Below are 21,524 nucleotides of genomic sequence, written 5' to 3'. Positions count from 1 at the left end.
TTTGCGTTTTAATCGATAAAAACTTTCACAAAGAGCTAACCTTGCTGCACTTTCGTAGCACCATATCAGGCTATAAATCTACGGGTAATTAGTACTACTCGGCTATGACATTACTGTCTTTACACCTATAGCCTATCAACGTGGTCATCTCCCACGACCCTTAAAAGATGTCTCATCTTGAGGCGAGTTTCGCACTTATATGCCTTCAGTGCTTATCTCTTCCAAACGTAGCTACTCAGCAGTGCACCTGGCGGTACAACTGATACACCAGAGGTTTGTTCAATTCGGTCCTCTCGTACTAGAATCAAGCCCTCTCAAACATCTAACGCCCGCAATAGATAGAGACCGAACTGTCTCACGACGTTCTGAACCCAGCTCGCGTGCCACTTTAATGGGCGAACAGCCCAACCCTTGGGACCTTCTCCAGCCCCAGGATGTGACGAGCCGACATCGAGGTGCCGAACCTCCCCGTCGATGTGAGCTCTTGGGGGAGACTAGCCTGTTATCCCCGGAGTACCTTTTATCCTATGAGCGATGGCCCTTCCATACGGAACCACCGGATCACTATGTCCTGCTTTCGCACCTGATCGACTTGTAGGTCTCACAGTCAAGCACCCTTATGCCATTACACTCTACGCACGGTTACCAAGCGTGCTGAGGGTACCTTTGAAAGCCTCCGTTACTCTTTTGGAGGCGACCACCCCAGTCAAACTACCCACCACGCAATGTCCTTCCCAAAGGAAGTTAGGCTCCAAGTAAGTAAAGGGTGGTATTTCAACGTTGGCTCCACAAACACTAGCGTGCCCGCTTCACAGCCTCCCACCTATCCTACACATTACTTACTCAAAGTCAATACGAAGTTATAGTAAAGGTTCACAGGGTCTTTTCGTCCCATTGCGGGTACTCGGCATCTTCACCGAGACTACAATTTCACAGAGCTCATGGTTGAGACAGTGCCCAGATCGTTACACCATTCGTGCAGGTCGGAACTTACCCGACAAGGAATTTCGCTACCTTAGGACCGTTATAGTTACGGCCGCCGTTTACTGGGGCTTCAGTTAATGCCTTCGGTTTAACCCTAAGCACCTTCCTTAACCTTCCAGCACCGGGCAGGTGTCAGACCCTATACTGCATCTTTCGATTTTGCAGAGTCCTGTGTTTTTGATAAACAGTCGCCTGGGCCTCTTTACTGCGGCCACCATTGCTGATGGCGTCTCTTCTCCCGAAGTTACGAGACTATTTTGCCTAGTTCCTTAACCATGATTCACTCTAGCACCTTAGGATTCTCTCCTCGACTACCTGTGTCGGTTTTGGTACGGGTTGCTTCACTTCGGCTTTTCTTGGAAGCACTTTCCCTACAGCAGCTTCGCCCGAAGGCTAGGCCTTGACTATTCCGTCAGTCTCCAGTAAGTACGGCACTCCGTCCCCTTTTTAGTGTGAGCAAGTATGGGAATATTAACCCATTGTCCATCCACTACCCCTTTCGGGTTCGCGTTAGGTCCCGACTAACCCTCAGCTGATTAGCATGGCTGAGGAAACCTTAGTCTTTCGGTGAGGGGGTTTCTCGCCCCCTTTATCGTTACTTATGCCTACATTTTCTTTTCTATCCGCTCCACAATACCTCACAGTACTGCTTCGGCGCAAATAGAATGCTCTCCTACCAGATGTATCCCTAAGATACAAATCCATAGCTTCGGTAATATGTTTATGCCCGATTATTATCCATGCCGGACCGCTCGACTAGTGAGCTGTTACGCACTCTTTAAATGAATGGCTGCTTCCAAGCCAACATCCTAGCTGTCAATGCAGTCCAACCGCGTTGCTTCAACTTAACATATATTTGGGGACCTTAGCTGTTGGTCTGGGTTCTTTCCCTCTCGGACATGGACCTTAGCACCCATGCCCTCACTGCCGTAGAACATTTATTAGCATTCGGAGTTTGTCAGGAATTGGTAGGATTTGACTCCCCCGCATCCAATCAGTAGCTCTACCTCTAATAAACTTATATACGACGCTGCACCTAAATGCATTTCGGAGAGTACGAGCTATCTCCCAGTTTGATTGGCCTTTCACCCCTACCCACAGGTCATCCGAAGACTTTTCAACGTCAACCGGTTCGGTCCTCCACTCTGTGTTACCAGAGCTTCAACCTGCCCATGGGTAGATCACAAGGTTTCGCGTCTAATCCTACTAACTATACGCCCTATTCAGACTCGCTTTCGCTCCGGCTCCGGTACTTAATACCTTAACCTCGCTAGTAAAATTAACTCGTAGGCTCATTATGCAAAAGGCACGCCGTCACACCATATAGGTGCTCCGACCGCTTGTAGGCGTACGGTTTCAGGTTCTATTTCACCCTTCTATTCGAAGTGCTTTTCACCTTTCCTTCACAGTACTTGTTCACTATCGGTCTTTCAGGAGTATTTAGCCTTGGAGGATGGTCCCCCCATATTCAGACAGGATTTCACGTGTCCCGCCCTACTCATTTATCACTCAAATATGCCTTTCATATACGGGGCTATCACCCTCTACGGCCGTTCTTTCCAGAACATTCTATTAAACATATATCAGCTTTTGGGCTAATCCGCTTTCGCTCGCCACTACTTACGGAATCTCTTCGATTTCTTTTCCTCCGGGTACTTAGATGTTTCAGTTCTCCGGGTTTGCTCTCTAAATAAATTTAGAGTGACATGTCTTCAACATGCCGGGTTGCCCCATTCGGACATCTGCGGATCAATTCGTGTGTGCCAATCCCCGCAGCTTTTCGCAGCTTACCACGTCCTTCGTCGCCTCTGAAAGCCTAGGCATCCGCCATACGCCCTTAACGATTTCTTTCCTAATATTAAATTAGTTCAGTATTTTTTGATAAAATTTAATTTATCGATATTTTTATAAACTCGGCACTCGAAAGTGCTCGGTTATCTCTTTGTGATGTCTTTACCGTTAATGTCAATGATCTTAATGTCTTCTTGTCAGCTTAATGAACAGATATTGTTTTTGGCTCTATCCGTAACTTTTAAATTAAGCTTTCAAAACTGTGGAGAATAAGGGAGTCGAACCCTTGACCTTCCCGATGAATCGGGACGCTCTAGCCCCTATCGGCTAAAATCCTGTGTTTTATTTTATAAATATCTTCTATTCTTGTTACATTACTGTAACTATGTGGAGAATAAGGGAGTCGAACCCTTGACCTCCTGCGTGCAAGGCAGGCGCTCTAGCCAGCTGAGCTAATTCCCCTCTAGTCGAGTTGGTGAGTGAGTGTGTTGGAGCGTTTAAGTGTTAACTCTTATGCTCTTATACTCTCAAACTCCTGTACTCAAAATTAGTAGTCTCGGGCAGGCTCGAACTGCCGACCTCTACATTATCAGTGTAGCGCTCTAACCAGCTGAGCTACGAGACTTTGTTATGAGTAATGAATGATGAGTAATAAGTAATTCCTTCTTCCTCTGCATTGCTCAATCTCTTTCCCTAATACTAATTTCTAGTGGGTGTTGTATTTTTTTATATAATCAACCAAACAAAAAACTAAAGCTTTACTTTAAGTAAGTACTTGTATCCTAAGATACTAATTTTGTTTATCGTCTAAAAGACGCTCTAAAATGAGATGTTCCAGCCGCACCTTCCGGTACGGCTACCTTGTTACGACTTAGCCCTAGTTACCTGTTTTACCCTAGGCAGCTCCTATTACGGTCACCGACTTCAGGTACCCCAGACTTCCATGGCTTGACGGGCGGTGTGTACAAGGCCCGGGAACGTATTCACCGCGCCATGGCTGATGCGCGATTACTAGCGATTCCAGCTTCATAGAGTCGAGTTGCAGACTCCAATCCGAACTGAGACCAGCTTTCGAGATTTGCATCACATCGCTGTGTAGCTGCCCTCTGTACTGGCCATTGTATTACGTGTGTGGCCCAAGGCGTAAGGGCCGTGATGATTTGACGTCATCCCCACCTTCCTCTCTACTTGCGTAGGCAGTCTCACTAGAGTCCCCAACTTAATGATGGCAACTAGTGACAGGGGTTGCGCTCGTTGCAGGACTTAACCTAACACCTCACGGCACGAGCTGACGACAACCATGCAGCACCTTGAAAAATGTCCGAAGAAAAGTCTATTTCTAAACCTGTCATTTCCCATTTAAGCCTTGGTAAGGTTCCTCGCGTATCATCGAATTAAACCACATAATCCACCGCTTGTGCGGGCCCCCGTCAATTCCTTTGAGTTTCATTCTTGCGAACGTACTCCCCAGGTGGCTAACTTATCACTTTCGCTTAGTCTCTGAACCCGAAAGCCCAAAAACGAGTTAGCATCGTTTACGGCGTGGACTACCAGGGTATCTAATCCTGTTCGCTCCCCACGCTTTCGTCCATCAGCGTCAGTTGTTGCTTAGTAACCTGCCTTCGCAATTGGTGTTCTAAGTAATATCTATGCATTTCACCGCTACACTACTTATTCCAGCTACTTCAACAACACTCAAGACCTGCAGTATCAATGGCAGTTTCACAGTTAAGCTGTGAGATTTCACCACTGACTTACAGATCCGCCTACGGACCCTTTAAACCCAATAAATCCGGATAACGCTTGCACCCTCCGTATTACCGCGGCTGCTGGCACGGAGTTAGCCGGTGCTTATTCGTATAGTACCTTCAGCTACTCTCACGAGAGTAGGTTTATCCCTATACAAAAGAAGTTTACAACCCATAGGGCCGTCGTCCTTCACGCGGGATGGCTGGATCAGGCTCTCACCCATTGTCCAATATTCCTCACTGCTGCCTCCCGTAGGAGTCTGGTCCGTGTCTCAGTACCAGTGTGGGGGATCACCCTCTCAGGCCCCCTAAAGATCGTAGACTTGGTGAGCCGTTACCTCACCAACTATCTAATCTTGCGCGTGCCCATCTCTATCCACCGGAGTTTTCAATATCAAATGATGCCATTCAATATATTATGGGGTATTAATCTTCCTTTCGAAAGGCTATCCCCCAGATAAAGGCAGGTTGCACACGTGTTCCGCACCCGTACGCCGCTCTCAAGATTCCGAAGAATCTCTACCGCTCGGCTTGCATGTGTTAGGCCTCCCGCTAGCGTTCATCCTGAGCCAGGATCAAACTCTCCATTGTATGTTTGTCTGACTCACTCAAAGTTTTTTAACGCTTTAGTTTTTCCTTACTTGGTTGTTATATTATATTTCAATGAACTTCTTGTCTTTCGCTTTTCAACGAAGCACTCTCTTCTGTCAGTGGCGCTCCGTATTTGCGAGTGCAAAAGTAAAACTTTATTTCTTAATGACCAAATGTTTTTGAAGAAAATTTTAAAGTTTATTTTGTAACCTTAATTCCTCTCTAACCCTCAATCTATCTACTCCTGCGCTCCCTTAATTGGGACTGCAAAGATACTAACTTTATTTTAACTCGCAACCTTTTTTATTAAAAAGTAAAAGTTTTTTTTCGTCTCGTTTCTTTCGTAGATCTTAATGTTTATGCTTATCTAAAAGCCCTTCTGCGCTTACCGAATATCTTTCGTTTTTCAGTGGGGCAAAGATAGAAACTTCCATCATACCACGCAACTTTATTTAACATAAAATTTACTTTTCCGTAATATTTAAAGGTAAAGTACTGGTAGGCAAGAAGAAAAATTTTAAACAAATGTTTGAAGGATCAGGTGGAAGTGTCAGAGCGTTGGAGAGTGGGAGGGAAAATGAGGGTCTGGGGAGTTTTCTATTATGAGTAATGGGTAATGGGTAATGGGTAATGGGTAATGGGTAATGGGTAATGGGTAATGGAAGATATGCCATATATATAATGTGGTGCAGTTTTCAAAAATCATTTTGAAATACGTTTGGGCTAAAGCCAGGGGAATATGATTTATGATGAGAGTGGGCTAAAGCCCACTCCTATTGATGGCGGAGCGTTTTATTAATGTGAAGGAATTATCATTCTGTATTTATATGGGTATTCTATTCTTTGTTATCATCGTTGTTTTTGAGATAAACCTATAGTTGTCATCCCGGAGGGATCCAGGTTCTGGAAATAAAACATGCCCTTTTAATTTAAAATAGAATAACGCAGCCTGGATCTCTGCGAGATGACAAAGATTGGGGTGATACGTCTGGAGATGTTTTTTAGGTTTGGGCTAAAGCCGATGGAAGGACTGATTATTTGTACAACAGGCTTTAGCCCGTTGCTATTGATAATATCGCTTTAACTGAATTAACCGATTTGTGGATAACGCAGCCTGGATCTCTGCGAGATGACAAAAGAGAGTTTATATCGGAATAATAATGAGAATAACAAATTGAAGTCACCCTAATCTTATCATAACTTATATTATTGAAAATGGAGAATGGAAAGTAGAGAGTTGAAAGAAAATAAAGTAACCAAGTGGTATTACATAATACAGCATTACTTATTACTTATTACTTATTACTTATTACTCATACCCCTAGCCCCGATAGCAACGGGTACCCCGCAGCAAGCGTTGGATCCTTCGGCTACGCTCAGGATGACAGCACTGGCGCGAGGAGTATGAGTGGATAGCGGGAGAAAGCTCCTGAATGGGTTTGAAAGTAAGAGGATTCGAGAGTGAGAGAGTTGGAGAGTGATGGAGTTCGAAGGTTTGCGTGTGAAGATTTGAGTATAGAAAATGCGGGAGTTTACGTGCACAGTTTCAAAATATGAAATCCTTTTTTATAGAAGTGTATAAAAAAAACATTCCGTAAGAGTCCTGCATATTGAGGATTCCTACGGAATGATTATAAAGTGAATTTATATTTTCTAATTCAGAACATAGGATGTTCCGTCTCTTCCGTCTTTTAATTCGATACCTTCAGCAAGGAGCTTGTCTCTGATCTGGTCTGAAAGGTCAAAGTTTTTGGATTTTCTGGCCTGATTTCTCAGTTCAATCAAAACTTTTAAGGTCTGATCAAGCTTTTCATTATTGTTTTCTTCTACCGTTTGTAATCCTAAGACATCAAAGATAAAGGCATTCAATGTTGTTGTTAAATCTTGAAGATCTTCTGTTGAGATTGTTTCTTTACCATCATTTAAAGCAAAAATATATTTTACTGCTTCAAATAAGTGGGCGATAAGGATTGGAGAGTTGAAATCATCTGTTAAGGCTTCATAGGCTTTATTCTTCCATTCTTTAAGGCTGAAACCAGATTCTTTATTGTCATCAGGAGTAACTGAGTTTAATACTTTTACTGCTTCCATCAATCGGATAAATCCTTTTTCACTGGCAATCATCGCATCATTGGAAATATCTAAAACACTTCTGTAATGTGCCTGCAGGAAGCAGAAACGTACAATTGTCGGATGGAAAGGTTTTTCAAAGAAGTCATTATCCCCTGTTACCAATTGCATCGGAAGGATATAATTTCCTGTAGATTTACTCATACGCTGAGAATTCATCGTCAACATATTGGCATGCATCCAGTAATGTACCGGTGCAGCTCCATTGCAAGCTTTTCCTTGAGCTATTTCACATTCATGGTGTGGGAATTTCAAGTCCATTCCTCCTCCATGAATATCGAATGTTTCACCTAAATATTTAGTACTCATGGCAGTACATTCCAGGTGCCATCCAGGGAAACCTTCTCCCCAAGGAGAATTCCATCTCATAATGTGAGCCGGAGATGCTTTTTTCCACAGGGCAAAATCCTGAGGATTCTTCTTCTCCCCCTGCCCATCAAGGTCGCGGGTATTGGCGAAAAGTTCTTCTATATTACGTTTTGAAAGTTCGCCGTAGTTTAACCCTCTTTTATTGTACTCTAATACATCGAAGTACACTGAACCATTGCTTTCGTAGGCAAAACCTGTATCTATCAATTTTTGAGTAAGCTCGATCTGTTCTACAATATGTCCTGTAGCTGTAGGTTCAATATTGGGGGGAAGCAGATTAAACATATCAAGAACTTTGTGAAAGTCTACGGTATATTTTTGCACGATTTCCATGGGTTCCAGCTTTTCAAGTCTGGTTTGCTTCACGAATCGGTCGTTATCTACGTTACCATCATCGGTAAGGTGCCCGGCATCGGTAATATTTCTTACATATCGTACTTTATACCCTAAATGCATTAAGGTACGGTAGATAAAATCAAAGGAAAGGAAAGTTCTGACATTTCCCAGGTGAACATTACTGTATACGGTAGGTCCACAGACGTACATTCCTACGTTTCCTTCTAAAATAGGTTTGAATATTTCTTTTTCTGCTGTAAGCGAGTTATATATTTTTAATTGCATTTATTTTTTATTAAAAGATTCAATAGTTTTAAGATTCAAAAATTAGTTAAAATAATATTCTGTCACAACAAATGATCGTTGTGATGAAAATTTTATTTGAAACTTTTTTAAATTTTATCATAATTAAATCGCTTTTAAATGATGCTTCATATGATCTACATAATCGTTGATAATAAATTCCAATGTAAAAACCTGAGGTTTTGTTTTGGTGGTATCGCAAGTTCTTTGCAGCGCTTCGTCCGGAATATTTTCAACAATTTGGACAACCTGATAATTCAGCATTTTCCACAGACCAATCAGATCTGAAGTAGGAACATTCTGATAGTTCTGGGCTTTTACCCAGGCATCCTGATCATATATAATATTTTCGTTCTCTTTATACTGAGTGACTACAAATCTACGGATATTTGTAAAAGCACTGTCACAAAGATGTCCTATAATTTCTTTTTTCGACCATTTTTCAGAGCTTGCTTTATAGTTCCATTCTTCTTCAGAAATGTTTTGAAATCTCTGAAGTTCTGTATCAATAATATTTTTAAGGATCTGGTAGTTCATGATTAATCCAGCTTTGCATGGCTTCCTACATAATGTAAGAATTCCTGTCTTGTAATAGGATTCGTTCTGAATATTCCGCTTAATTCGGCAGTAATTGTAGAGCTTGCAGTATCTTTAATTCCTCTGCAGTTTACACAAAGGTGCTTAGCATCAATGATACAGGCTACATTTTTTGTGCCTAAAGCTTCTTTCAGAGCTTCTACAATCTGCATTGTTAACCTTTCCTGAACTTGTGGTCTTTTTGCGTAATAATCCACAATTCTGTTAATTTTTGAAAGTCCGATTACCTCACCATTTGAGATGTAAGCAACATGTGCTCTTCCTATAATCGGCAAAAAGTGGTGTTCACAAAAGGAATATACGGTAATATCTTTTTCCACCAACATCTGGCGGTATTTGTATTTATTGGAAAAAGTAGAGATCCCCGGTTTATTTTCAGGGAGAAGCCCACCAAAAATCTCATTGACGTACATTTTGGCAACACGTTTTGGGGAATCTTTTAGAGAATCATCCGTCATATCCAGGCCCAGTGTTTCCATAATCTCTCCGAAAAGTTCGGTGATTTTTTCAATTTTTTCCTGTGGCGATTTATCAAAAGCATCTTCTCTTATAGGCGTATGTTCTTTTCCTGTGAAAATATCATCGTCGTTATCGGTAAAATCAACCATTTTTATTTAATTTGCAGCAAAAATACGGATAATATTTATTCATCTATTTTAAAATTGAATGAAAAATATGATCTTTTATAACCTACTCTGATTAAAAAACCTATGATTATTGTTGAAGAAGTACAAAACGAAAATCAAAAGAACGAATTTCTGGAATTCCCAGCACAACTCCATCGAAACGACAAGAATTATATACGTCCTTTAAATAAGCATATTGAAGAAATTTTTGATCCTCAAAAAAATAAGTTTTTTAAGAAAGGTGAATGTAAAAGGTTTCTATTTAAAAAGGATGGTAAAACGGTAGGTAAAGTAGCTGTTTTTATTAACAATAATTATAAACAAAAGCAACCCACTGGAGGGATAGGTTTTTTTGATTGCATTCATGATCAGGACACTGCTGATTTTATTTTTGATCATTGTAAGAACTGGCTTCAGGAAAGAGGTATGGAAGCGATGGATGGGCCTATCAATTTTGGAGAAAGAGACAAATTCTGGGGTCTTTTGATTGAGGGATTTGAGGAACCTTTGTTTGGGATGAATTACAATTTACCTTACTACAAGGAGCTTTTTGAAAGTTATGGTTTTCAAATCTATTTTGAGCAGCTGTGTTTCACAAGACCCATTTTTGCTGAAGTGTCACGGGTTTTCAGGATTGCGCATGAAAAAAACAGAAGAAATCCTGCGATATCCGCCCGACCTATGAAAAAGAATAATCTGGAAAAATTTGCAAAAGATTTTACAGCAATTTACAATAAAGCGTGGGCTTCACATGGGGAAGGAAAACAGCTGGATGAAAAGAAAGTTTTAAAAATGTTTATCACCATGAAACCTATCATCAACGAGCACATTTCATGGTTTGTCTACGAAAATGAAAAACCTATTGCGATGTGGATCAACATTCCGGATCTTAATCAGTGGTTTAAATATTTAAATGGAAAATTCGGTCTTTTTGAAAAACTTAAATTTCTGTTGCTAAAACAATTTAAAAAGAACGAAAAAATGGTAGGTCTTGTGTTTGGGATAGTACCGGAATGGCAGAAGAAAGGAATTGACGGATACATGATTTGGGAAGGCACCCAGCATTTGAGAAAACATACGGATTTTACGGTTACTGAGCTTCAGTGGATTGGTGATTTTAACCCTAAGATGATCAAGATTGCCGAAGCTCTTGATACTACGGTCACAAGGAAACTGGCTACGTACCGGTATTTGTTTGATCGGGATAGGGAGTTTGAGAGACATCAACCCATATAAAATTATGATTAAGAACATTTTAATTTTATTTAAAAATAACCACACAAGCCATTAGTAATTGGCTTTTTATTTGTAAATTCGAGTAATAAATTTAAAAATAACACAAAAGATGAAAAAGATTATTATTTGTATTTTATTTACATCATCAATATTGACATATGCTCAATTTTCCTTATCTAATAATGGATCAGGACTACTACAAGGTAATGCAATTTTTAATAAAGTAAATTCTTCTAATGGTGGCAAGAGTCTTACTTATGATGAGATCGCCGGTACACCATATTATGGAAAGGGCTACAATCCTGCTAAATTTTCAGGCACTGAAGAGACAGCCCTTGTCAGATACAATGCTTTTACAGATGAAGTAGAGGTTCAGAAAGATGATAAAACTTTTGTTCTTCCTAAAAATGGCACTTTTAATAAAATTACATTTACAAATTCAAAAGAAATAATAGTAAAGTTAGATACTGGAGATGATCTATCCGGATACTTTTTTGAAATAGTAGATGGTAAATATGGCTTATATAAAAAAATTAGAACTAAATTCATAGATGCAGCTCCAGCAGCAAATTCTTATGCTACAGACAGACCAGCTTCATTTAAAAGTTTAGATCCGGTGTACTATATCAAAACACCTAATGGCTTTGTGAAAAATACCAAAGCTACGAAAGATATTATTAAAGGGCTTCCAGAAAGAAAAAATGAGCTAGAAACATATTTCAATGCAAATAAAACGAGATTGGACAAACAAGAAGATTTAATTAAACTAATTAATTTCCTAAACAGTAAGTCATAATCTAGACTATTGATTTTTGTTAAAATAAAAGCCCTACTAGTAAATAGCAGGGCTTCCTTCATTTTGGTACTTTTATTAGAATAGCTCTCCAGCTACTTTTTTAATATTATCACTCTTTCCCATCGAGTAAAAGTGCAGAACGGGAACTCCAAAATCCAGAAGTTCTTTGCACTGAGCAATTGACCATTCTACTCCGATTTGTTTTACGGCTTCGTTATTTTTAGCATTTTCTACTTCATTGATCAGATCTTCCGGCAGATCAATTTTAAATACCTGTGGTAACAATTTTAAATGTCTTTTTGTTGCAATAGGTTTAATTCCCGGAATAATAGGAACCGTTATTCCCATCTCTCTGGCTTTTTGAACGAATTCAATGTACTTTTTATTGTCAAAAAACATTTGGGTAACGATATAGTCTGCTCCGGCATCTACTTTTTCTTTCAGCCATTTCAAATCATAATTCATGGACGGCGCTTCCATATGTTTTTCAGGGTAACCGGCAACTCCGATACAGAATTTATTTAATTCATCACAAGCCTGTTCTTCGTTATGCAGGTATTTTCCTCTTCCCAGGTTATTAATCTGGTTCACCAAATCCATAGCACTGGGATGTCCGCCTTGTGTAGGTTCAAAATACTGGTGACCTTTCATTGCATCCCCTCTTAAGGCCATTACATTTTCTATTCCAAGGTACATACAGTCTACCAGAAGATATTCGGTTTCTTCTTTTGTAAAACCACCGCAAAGCAAGTGAGGTACGGTATCTACGTTATATTTATGTTGAATAGCAGCACAGATTCCCAATGTTCCGGGACGCATTCTTGTGATGCGACGTTCCATCAAGCCATTTCCCTTGTCTAAATAAATATATTCTTCTCTTGAAGTGGTAACATCAATGAATGGCGGCTTGAATTCCATCAACGGATCTATGTTTGTATATAGATCTTCAATACCTATCCCCTTTTGTGGCGGAACCACTTCTAAGGAGAATAAAGTTTTTCCGTTTGCATTTTTAATGTGTTCTGTTATCTTCATGTCTAATTTTAATCTGCTAAATTTGGTGACAGCCACTTTCTTGCTTCCTGTAAAGAAATTCCTTTTCTCTCTGAGTATTCTTTTAATTGATCTTCTGCTATCTTCCCTAAACCAAAGTATTTGGCATACGGGCTTCCGAAATAATATCCTGAAACAGCTGCTGTCGGGAACATGGCCAAACTTTCTGTCAAATAAACTCCGATATTTTCTTCAACTTTCAATAAATCCCAGATCGCATGTTTTTCCAAATGGTCAGGACAAGCCGGATATCCCGGTGCGGGACGGATTCCTTTATATTTTTCAGCAATCAATTCTTCATTGCTTAGTTCTTCCTGAACGGCATAGCCCCAATATTCTGTTCTTACTTTTTTATGTAAAAATTCGGCGTAGGCTTCTGCAAAACGGTCTGCCAGTGCTTTTACCATGATCGCATTATAGTCATCATTGGCCTTTTCATATTCTGCTGCCAACTCATCTGTTCCGAAACCTGTGGTTACACAAAATGCTCCCATATAATCAGTTTTTCCTGAACTTTTTGGTGCAATGAAATCGCTTAATGCCAGATAATCTTTTCCTTTTGATCTTTGAGCCTGCTGTCTTAGGGTTAAGAATTTAGCTTGCTCGTTATTGTTTTCATCAAAAATCAGAATATCATCCGTTTCATTGGAGTTTGCTTTAAAGATCCCGAAGATTGCTTTTGCTGTTAAAAGCTTTTCATCCAGAATTCTCTTTAAGATAACCTGTGCATCTTTAAAGAGCTCTTTTGCCTGTACACCTACAACCTCATCTTCTAAGATATTCGGGTATTTCCCATGGAGATCCCAGCTTCTGAAGAACGGAGACCAGTCGACGAAGGGTAATAATTCTCTTAAATCCTGATTTTCAATTACAGTGATTCCTAAGTTATTGGGTGTAAATATTTCTTCGTTTTCCCAATCTACTTTAAAACGATTTTCTCTTGCTTCTTGAATGGAAACATAGTCTTTATCTACCTGTCTGTTCAAAAATTTCTCTCTGAAATCTGAATAGTCGTTCTTCAAATCGGAAACATATTCTTTATTTCTGTCTCCCAATAATGAACTCACTACATTTACCGCTCTTGAGGCATCATTCACGTGAACGACCGCATTTTTATATTTTAAATCGATTTTCACTGCGGTATGTGCTTTTGAAGTTGTTGCACCTCCGATCAGTAAAGGAAAATCTAAATTTTGTCTTTCTAATTCTGAAGCGATGTAAACCATTTCATCCAGACTTGGTGTAATCAATCCACTTAATCCAATGACATCTACTTTTTCGGCAATGGCCGTCTGAATAATCTTTTCAGCAGGAACCATTACTCCCAAATCCACAATTTCATAATTGTTACAGCCTAGCACTACACTCACAATATTTTTTCCGATATCATGAACATCACCTTTTACCGTAGCCATCAGTATTTTTCCATTGGCAGGTCTTGATCCATCTTTTTCTGCTTCAATATAAGGCTGTAAATAAGCGACTGCTTTTTTCATTACTCTTGCAGACTTTACTACCTGTGGCAGGAACATCTTTCCACTTCCGAATAAATCTCCCACAACGCCCATTCCGGTCATCAGATTGATTTCAATAACATGAAGGGGTTTTGCGGCAACCTGTCTTGCTTCTTCCACATCTTCTTCAATAAAACGGTCAATACCTTTTACCAAAGCATAAGTAATTCTTTCCTGTAATGGATTTTTCCTCCATTCCAGATCTTCAGTCTTTTCTTTTTTGACTGATTTATGTTTTTCAGAATAATCAAGAAGTCGTTCTGTAGCATCTTCTCTTTTATCCAGGATTACATCTTCTACAAGCTCCAGCAGTTCTTTATTAATTTCATCATAGACTTCCAGCATCGCAGGGTTTACAATTCCGATGTTCATTCCAGCCTGTATAGCATGGTAAAGGAAAACCGAATGCATTGCTTCTCTTACGGTATCATTTCCACGGAACGAGAAAGAAACATTGCTTACTCCCCCACTCACTGAGGCATAAGGAAGATTTTGTCTTACCCAGCGTGTGGCTTCGATAAAATCGATGGCATTCTTTCTGTGCTCATCCATTCCTGTTGCAACCGGGAAAATATTTAAATCGAAAATAATATCTTCTGCCGGGAAGCCAAGTCGATTAACCAAGATATCATAAGACCGTTTTGAAATCTCAATTCTACGTTCAAGATTATCTGCCTGCCCTACCTCATCAAATGCCATGACAATGACTGCTGCACCATATCTCTTGATAGCTTTTGCATGTTTGATAAATTCTTCTTCACCTTCTTTTAAGCTGATGGAATTCACCACACATTTTCCCTGAGCTACCTGAAGACCAGCCTCCAGAATTTCCCATTTTGAAGAATCTACCATGATTGGAATTCTGGCAATATCAGGTTCAGAAGCAATTAAATTCAGGAATTTGATCATGGATGCTTTTCCATCAATCAATCCGTCATCGAAGTTAACATCTAAAATCTGAGCTCCACCTTCTACCTGATGGCGGGCGATATCTAATGCGTCAGAGAATTTTTCCTCTTTGATCAGTCTTAAAAATTTTTTGGAGCCGGCAACGTTTGTCCTTTCACCAACATTGATGAAATTACTCTCCGGGGTTATGATAAGAGGCTCAAGGCCTGATAATCTTAAATACTTCATTTTATTCTTCTAAAATATAGTAGGCATTATGGGCATTCTGCCTTAATAAATCCCTGTGCTTGCTTAAAGCTGTAATCAGTGGAAATCTTTTGTATGCCAAATCATGTTCTTTAGCAAATTCTTCTATTTCCTCTGTAATTTCACTGTAATACATATAACTGTAGTTTGGAAATAAATGATGGGCTACATGAAAATTAAAATTCCCCAATACATTTCTTACAAACCAGTTATTTTCTTTTAAATCATTGGTTACTTCCAACTGATGACGAAGCCAACTGAATGGAAGTCCGTTTTCTTTGTTTAATTTCGGAAAGGCATTATCAGGAAGCGGATGCAAAGGCAATAAAACAAACAATGCAAAAATACTTGCTGCAATTACCTGTAAAAACCAGGCTCCCAAAGCCAACCCTATTGATACTTTAAAGAACACAACAGGAATCACCATCTGATAAAAAAAATAGAATAGCTTATAACTTATCATTTTTACTTTTTCTATAACAGGTACCTTACCCTGTGTTTTTAAAATCACTCTTTCTTTATCAAAAAAGTCTCTAAAATCTCTAATAAACATCCAGTTGAACAAATACAACGGATATACTAAAAAGAAAAATTTATCCTGATACTTCTGTATTCCTTTAGCCTTAATCCAAGGTACTATTAACAGCAAACCACTCTGCTCAATGTCTGTATCCCATCCATTCACATTGGGATAAGCATGGTGGCTGGCGATATGTCTTTTTTTCCAGATATAGGAATTGGCACCTATAAAATCAAAAATGTGTAAAATAAGCCCGTTCAGTTTCTTACTTTTATAGATGTTGTTGTGGGCAGCTTCATGAATTAAGTTTAAATAAATTAAAACGAGAAAGATTCCCATCAAAACAAAACTCAGTATATATACCCAATGTTTCTCTGCATTAAAAACAGCAAAGAGGTAGAAACCAATATATATCAGTGGCAGCAGAATTGCCTTGATCCGGATATAGATGTCCCTGTTTTCAGGAATTGCTTCTATTCGTTGGTTCACTTTCTTTCTCAGCTCATTAAACAGTTTTACATCATCTGAATCTTTTAAGTAACTTGGCTTTTCCATAACATTAAATTTTATGGTTTACTTAAAGTTAATATTTATAAGCCAGCCTTCATTCTTGATTTTAATTAAAAAAATCTATCAAATCACACAAATTCCTTCAATTTTCTTGGGGTATACTTTTCCACCAAATCGGCAATTGCCTTTATATGCTCAGGAGTTGTTCCGCAACATCCTCCGATAATATTGATTAATCCTTTTTCTACATATTCTTTGATCTGTCTGGCCATGTCTTCCGGAGTTTCGTCGTATTTTCCGAAAGCATTCGGTAAACCGGCATTCGGATATGCTGACACATAGAAATCTGAATTGTGGGCCAATGTTTCCAGATAGGGAGTCAGCTGATCTGCTCCTAATGCACAGTTGAACCCAACACTTAATAAATTCAGGTGAGAAACTGAGATCAGAAAAGCTTCAGCGGTTTGTCCACTCAATGTTCTGCCTGATGCATCGGTAATAGTTCCTGAAACCATGATCGGGATTTTAATTCCTCTTTCGTCCTGCAGTTCATCAATGGCGAATAAAGCTGCCTTGGCATTTAAAGTATCAAAGATTGTTTCGACTAAAAGGATGTCTGAACCACCATCCAGCAAAGCTTCGCACTGCTGTTTGTAAGCAACTCTTAATTCTTCAAAAGTAATCGCTCTGTATCCGGGATCATTCACATCCGGACTTAAGCTTGCCGTTCTGTTGGTAGGTCCAATAGATCCCGCTACAAATCTCGGTTTATCCGGATTCTTTGCTGTATACTCGTCACAGGCTTTTCTGGCGATCTTTGCAGATTCATAGTTCAGTTCATATACCAGTTCTTCCATATGGTAATCTGCCATAGCAATGGTAGTTCCGGAAAACGTATTCGTTTCAATAATATCAGCCCCTGCTTCCAGGTATTTCTTGTGAACTTCTTCAATAGCATAAGGCTGAGTAAGAGAAAGTAAATCATTATTTCCCTTTACCGGATGTTCCCAGTCTTTGAAACGTTCCCCACGGTAATCTTCTTCCTCAAATTTATATCTCTGAAGCATTGTTCCCATGGCTCCGTCCAGCACGAGGATGCGTTCTTTGAGGGCTTTGTTGAGTGATTCTATATTTGTCATATCTCTGATGTTGATGAAAATAGGACTACATCCTATCTTGGGTTAAGTCGCCCCGTTGGGGCTCTTTGGATTAATCTAGTGCTTGTTTCAGGTCGGCGATGATGTCGTCTACATTTTCCAGGCCTACTGAGCAACGTACTAATCCTGCAGTAATTCCTACTTCGTTTCTTTCCTCATCGGTCAGTTTAGAGTGTGTAGTGGATGCAGGGTGCGTTACGATCGTTCTTGTATCACCTAAGTTGGCAGAAAGTGAGCACATTTGTATCTTGTCTAGGAAGTTTCTTCCGCCTTCTATTCCTCCTTTTATTTCAAAAGCAACGATGTTTCCACCAAGCTTCATTTGCTTTTTGGCTATTTCATAACTTGGATGAGATTTCAGGAACGGATATTTTACGAACTCTACATTGGGGTGGTTTTCTAAAAACTCAGCTACCTTCAATGCATTTTCACAGTGTTTTTCTACACGGATCGCTAATGTTTCAAGGCTTTTTGATAATACCCATGCGTTAAAAGGTGATAAAGCAGGTCCTGTATTTCTTGCGAAAAGATATATCTCCCTGATCAGGTCTGCTTTTCCTACTGCAATTCCTCCCAATACTCTTCCCTGCCCATCGATCAACTTCGTTGCTGAATGTACAACAATATCTGCACCATATTTAATAGGCTGTTGCAGATAAGGTGTTGCAAAACAATTATCTACAATAAAGATCAGATTATGCTTTTTGGCAATCTGTCCGAAAAACTCCAGATCCAGGATTTCAATAGCCGGATTGGTGGGAGTTTCAAGGTATAAAATCTTTGTATTAGGTTTGATATATTGTTCCACATTCTCTGCATCTCCAGCTTTGAAATAGGTGGTTTCAATATTCCATTTCGGGAAATATTTGGTAAATAAAGTATGGGTAGATCCGAAAACGGACTGACAGCTTACGATATGATCTCCGGCATTCAGCAATGCTGCAAATGTCGAATAGATAGCTGCCATTCCTGTTGCAAATCCGTATCCTGCTTCAGCACCTTCCATTTTTGCAATCTTTTCAGTAAACTCTGTTACGTTCGGATTTGAAAAACGGCTGTATAGATTCTTAGGCTTTTCTTCCGCAAAACTGGCTCTCATATCTTCTGCATCCTGAAAAATAAAGCTGGACGTAAGGTATAAGGGTGTAGTATGCTCATCAAACTGGGTTCTCTCGGTTTGGGTTCTTATTGCTGATGTTTCAAAATTTTCCATATAGTTTTAATTGATTTACCAATGTATCTGTATCGGGTCTATTAAATTTGATATAATTTTATTCTACCTTAATCTAAATCATCCCTTCGGGATTATCACCATTAATACATTGTACTTTTTAATTTGTTTAATTATTTGGTTTCACTTACTCTTAAAATATCTCCGAAAACTCCTCTTGCCGTTACTTTTGCTCCGGCACCTGCTCCCATGATCACGATTGGGTTTTCACCATAACTTTCTGTATAAATTTCAAAGATCGAGTCTGAACCTTTCAGTTGTCCTAATGCTGAAGTTGCAGGAACAGAGATAAGCTTTACATCCAGTTCACCTTTGTCTTTCTGTAAATCACCATGCAGGTCACCAACATACCTCAACACATGACCAGGTTCCTGGCTTTCTTTTATTTTTTGATATTCCTCGTCAAGTTCATCCAGTTTTGAAAGGAATTCTGATTTTGAAACTGCTAGTAAGCTTTCCGGAACCAGGTTTTGAATATTGATATCATCAAATTCATTGATTAAATCTAATTCTCTTGCCAGGATCAGTAATTTTCTTGCTACATCATTTCCTGATAAGTCTTCTCTTGGATCCGGTTCTGTGAAGCCTTTTTCCAATGCTTCGTTGATGATTGTTGAGAACTTATCGTCTCTTAGAGAAAAATTGTTGAAAACATAACTCAGGGTTCCTGAGAATACTCCTTTGATTCGGGTGATATTTTCTCCTGAAAGATGTAGTAATTTGATGGTATCAATCAAAGGAAGTCCTGCTCCTACATTGGTTTCGTACAGATAACGTCTGTTGTTTTTGTTCAACGTATATCTTAGTTTACGATACTCTTCGATAGGAAGTGTATTAAATATTTTGTTGGACGAAACCAGATCAAATCCGTTTTCTGCCAGAGCCTGATAGTTTTTAACAAAATCTTTACTTGCCGTATTATCCACAACGATAAGATTTTCCAATTGATTTTCTTTGGAGAAATTGATCAATTCTTCAACATTAGAAGGACTTTCGGCTGTGATCACCTCATCGCTCCAGTTAGTACCAAATCCTTTTTTATTGAAAGCAATTTTCTTAGAGTTGGCTACAGCTACTACTTTAAGATCTATTTTTTTACGTCTTTTAATTTCTTCTGAAGACTCCAGTACCTGCTGTATCAAAGTCTTTCCTACATTTCCATGGCCAATAATTGCCAGATGAACGGTTTTCGGTTTTTTGAAAATTTCAGATTCAATGATGTTTCTGGTTTTTTCATCTTGTGAGGAAGTCACTACAATGTTTACTCTGTTTTCACCTGCTACCTGATTCAGCAACAATGGGAAAACATTATTTCTGGCCAGTTCAGCAAAGACTTTATTGAAATCTTCTGCGACAAAACCAATGACAGAAACATTGTTGATACTGTATATCTGGGAAACTTTTCCTGATTTTCTTTCCGGCTCAAATTCGTCAATAAGACAAGCTACTGCCTTTTCGGCATCATTCTCTTGTACTAAAATGGATATTCCGTTTTCTATCGCTTGCTGAGAGATTACCCCAACACTGATACGCGCTAAAGTAAGCGCTTTAAAAATTCTTCCGTCAATACCGATTTCTCCTAAAAAATCTTCTCCTTCAAATTTGACGATTGATCTGTTCTTTAAAAATTTTATTTCGTTAGCATTTTTCATTTCTCTATAAAATGTTTTTTATGATATTATTTAATTGTTGATATTCCATTAGGAAGGCATCGTGCCCGTGTATAGATTGGATCTCGTGATACGAGACATTTTCCTTTTTCGCTTTTAGATTTTCAAAACACATTCGGATTTCAGAAGCTGGAAAGAACAAGTCTGTATCAACGGAGATCATGTGCATTCGTGCCTGTATTTTCTCCAACATGGATTCTTCAGCGTTAATATTCATCAACAAATGATTCATCAGTTTATACGCTTTTAAACTAAACCTTTCGTTTAGTGCATCACCATGGAATAATAACCAATCCTCCGATTCTAATCGTTGTTTGTCCTTATTGTATTTGTTTTGAAATCTGTCATTAAGCGATTGTGGAGTTCTATAGCACAACATGGCATGAATTCTGGCTTTTTGTAATGGCTCTTCTTTTTCGTTTAATAAAAATTTCTGAACCAGACATTGTGCATGAAGCCAATCGTGAGTTCTGTAATCACAAGCTATCGGAATAAAGATCTCTGCCAGTTCAGGCTGCTTCGTAAGCATTTCCCAGGCAATTCCTCCACCGAGTGAGCCTCCAATAATGGCGTATACTTGTTTTATATGTAAAGCTTGCAGCCCTTTCAGAAACAGATTTGCTATATCTGAAGGTGTAAAGTCTTCATAGTCATCAATTAAATAATTATCGTAACCGTTTCCGGGAATATTGAAACACAGAACCGTGTACTTTTTGGTATCAATCACCTGATTTTCTCCGATTAACTGCTTCCACCATCCTTTTTCTCCGGCAACATTTGAATTCCCGGTGAGCGCATGATTGATGAGTATAATAGGAGCTGTAAACAGGTCTTTCCCGAAAAGCTCATAGCTTAACGAGATATGGTATTCCTTATTGGAATTTGTTTGATACGAAAGATTAATATAGTTTAGTTCTGTTTTCAATTCTATTATTTTAATACAATTGAAAATGCCACAGGAAATGGCTGAAAAGAACTTCAGTAAGTTATCTGTCCAAAATTATTTGGTAGAACGTAGCACCTTCTTTGCTTGCGCAAAGGGTTGCTAAGGTTTCATAGGGTCTAATCCCTCAACCTTTCTTGATAACATTTTCAATATTTGAATGAACGAATGGTGCAAAGGTAGTTCTTTTCTTTGAAATTCAAAAAAAAATTAATTTAATATTTAAAAAAGAGCTTAAATACAAGTATTTCAAGGGTATATTAA

The 21,524-nt window shown here is 39.0% G+C and carries 12 protein-coding genes, 3 tRNA genes, 2 rRNA genes and 1 riboswitch; of the genes, 2 read left to right on the top strand and 15 right to left on the bottom strand.

The window, feature by feature from the left end; translation table 11 throughout:
- Positions 1-68: 68 nt before the first annotated feature.
- From EG342_RS08310 to folE, 8 genes are all read right to left on the bottom strand, one after another.
- A 23S ribosomal RNA gene (locus EG342_RS08310) occupies positions 69-2,835 on the bottom strand.
- A 203-nt stretch (positions 2,836-3,038) separates the two neighbouring features.
- Positions 3,039-3,111 (bottom strand) — tRNA-OTHER (locus EG342_RS25115).
- Between the two features lie 52 nt (positions 3,112-3,163).
- Positions 3,164-3,237, bottom strand: a tRNA-Ala gene (locus tag EG342_RS08305).
- A gap of 89 nt (positions 3,238-3,326) precedes the next feature.
- A tRNA-Ile gene (locus EG342_RS08300) sits at positions 3,327-3,400 on the bottom strand.
- A gap of 197 nt (positions 3,401-3,597) precedes the next feature.
- Positions 3,598-5,114 (bottom strand): 16S ribosomal RNA (locus EG342_RS08295).
- Together the 16S and 23S rRNA genes with 3 tRNA genes alongside form the textbook arrangement of a ribosomal RNA operon.
- Positions 5,115-6,767: 1,653 nt before the next feature.
- The gene (gene cysS / locus EG342_RS08285; protein WP_103289242.1) at positions 6,768-8,234 is read right to left on the bottom strand and encodes a cysteine--tRNA ligase; all 1,467 of its coding nucleotides are present in this window, start codon (positions 8,232-8,234) and stop codon (positions 6,768-6,770) included.
- A gap of 123 nt (positions 8,235-8,357) precedes the next feature.
- Positions 8,358-8,789, bottom strand: coding sequence for a DinB family protein (locus EG342_RS08280; RefSeq protein WP_103289241.1), 432 nt, complete (start codon positions 8,787-8,789; stop codon positions 8,358-8,360).
- A 2-nt stretch (positions 8,790-8,791) separates the two neighbouring features.
- Positions 8,792-9,457 carry a GTP cyclohydrolase I FolE gene (gene folE, locus EG342_RS08275; RefSeq protein WP_045490962.1) on the bottom strand — a complete coding sequence of 222 codons (666 nt, stop codon included), beginning with the start codon at positions 9,455-9,457 and terminating at the stop codon, positions 8,792-8,794.
- Positions 9,458-9,559: 102 nt separating this feature from the next.
- Here folE and EG342_RS08270 point away from each other — a divergent pair, with 102 nt between their 5' ends.
- Together EG342_RS08270 and EG342_RS08265 are read left to right on the top strand one after the other, a co-directional pair.
- Positions 9,560-10,711: a hypothetical protein gene (locus EG342_RS08270; protein ID WP_103289240.1), complete on the top strand. Its 1,152-nt coding sequence runs from the start codon at positions 9,560-9,562 to the stop codon at positions 10,709-10,711.
- A 109-nt stretch (positions 10,712-10,820) separates the two neighbouring features.
- On the top strand, positions 10,821-11,507 hold the full coding sequence (locus tag EG342_RS08265; RefSeq protein ID WP_103289239.1) for a hypothetical protein: 687 nt from the start codon (positions 10,821-10,823) through the stop codon (positions 11,505-11,507).
- A 75-nt stretch (positions 11,508-11,582) separates the two neighbouring features.
- Here the strand turns inward: EG342_RS08265 and metF are convergent, their stop codons facing one another.
- The 7 genes from metF to EG342_RS08230 form a co-directional block, all read right to left on the bottom strand.
- Complete coding sequence (gene metF, locus EG342_RS08260) at positions 11,583-12,542, bottom strand: methylenetetrahydrofolate reductase [NAD(P)H] (protein WP_103289238.1); 960 nt, start codon at positions 12,540-12,542, stop codon at positions 11,583-11,585.
- A gap of 8 nt (positions 12,543-12,550) precedes the next feature.
- Positions 12,551-15,211, bottom strand: coding sequence for a methionine synthase (gene metH, locus EG342_RS08255; protein ID WP_103289237.1), 2,661 nt, complete (start codon positions 15,209-15,211; stop codon positions 12,551-12,553).
- Position 15,212: 1 nt separating this feature from the next.
- Positions 15,213-16,304 carry a fatty acid desaturase family protein gene (locus tag EG342_RS08250; RefSeq protein WP_103289236.1) on the bottom strand — a complete coding sequence of 364 codons (1,092 nt, stop codon included), beginning with the start codon at positions 16,302-16,304 and terminating at the stop codon, positions 15,213-15,215.
- Between the two features lie 83 nt (positions 16,305-16,387).
- Positions 16,388-17,398 carry a homocysteine S-methyltransferase family protein gene (locus EG342_RS08245; protein ID WP_103289235.1) on the bottom strand — a complete coding sequence of 337 codons (1,011 nt, stop codon included), beginning with the start codon at positions 17,396-17,398 and terminating at the stop codon, positions 16,388-16,390.
- A gap of 70 nt (positions 17,399-17,468) precedes the next feature.
- The gene (locus tag EG342_RS08240; RefSeq protein WP_103289234.1) at positions 17,469-18,629 is read right to left on the bottom strand and encodes an O-succinylhomoserine sulfhydrylase; all 1,161 of its coding nucleotides are present in this window, start codon (positions 18,627-18,629) and stop codon (positions 17,469-17,471) included.
- A 131-nt stretch (positions 18,630-18,760) separates the two neighbouring features.
- Entirely contained in the window at positions 18,761-20,299 is a 1,539-nt protein-coding gene (locus EG342_RS08235) for an ACT domain-containing protein (protein WP_103289233.1), read from the bottom strand.
- A gap of 4 nt (positions 20,300-20,303) precedes the next feature.
- Positions 20,304-21,242, bottom strand: a complete 939-nt coding sequence (locus EG342_RS08230; RefSeq protein ID WP_103289232.1) for an alpha/beta fold hydrolase — start codon at positions 21,240-21,242, stop codon at positions 20,304-20,306.
- Between the two features lie 58 nt (positions 21,243-21,300).
- Positions 21,301-21,407, bottom strand: a riboswitch (SAM riboswitch).
- Positions 21,408-21,524: the final 117 nt, after the last annotated feature.

Origin of the sequence: Chryseobacterium lactis (assembly GCF_003815875.1) — a bacterium.
GTDB classification, from domain to species: Bacteria; Bacteroidota; Bacteroidia; order Flavobacteriales; family Weeksellaceae; genus Chryseobacterium; species Chryseobacterium lactis.
This window is presented reverse-complemented; position numbering and strand designations above follow the sequence as displayed.